1 protein-coding gene is annotated in these 488 nt (G+C 46.3%); it reads right to left on the reverse strand.

The features are described from left to right. Positions 1-72 precede the first annotated feature (72 nt). Positions 73-488 (reverse strand): YceI family protein (locus VT06_RS17295; protein WP_046555575.1); only part of this gene is annotated, 416 nt, incomplete at its 5' end.

Here is a 488-nt window from a genome sequence, read left to right on the forward strand (position 1 = left end):
AGCATAATGTTCATTCTAGAGGTTGGCGATGGCTGCGATATCCGCAGCCGTTGCTAAACGAATGTGCATAAATTATTGGCGAATGCCTTCTACAACGAGGTCCATATACACGGTTTGCGCCGCCGGACCTAAGTTAAAATCAATACCAAAATCTGTGATGTTTAACGCTACGGTACCGGTGAAACCGGCGCGATAGCCACCCCATGGATCTTGTCCTTCACCGTATTTTTCCACATCAATAGTAATTTCGCGAGTTTTTCCGAACAAGGTGAGATTACCGGTAAGCTCGGCTTTACCATCGCCTTGGTCAGCGTAGTTAGTGCTTACAAAGTGGGCTTGGCTCCATTTGTTTGCATCAATGAAATCACTGCTGCGAATATGGCGGTCACGTTCAGCGTGGTTAGAATCTACAGATGCGGTGTTTACCGTTACTTCTACTTTGTTGTTGCTTGGATTCTCGGCATCATAGGTGAAGGTGCCGTTAAACT

Source organism: Arsukibacterium sp. MJ3, from assembly GCF_000987765.1.
Classification (GTDB): domain Bacteria; phylum Pseudomonadota; class Gammaproteobacteria; order Enterobacterales; family Alteromonadaceae; genus Alishewanella.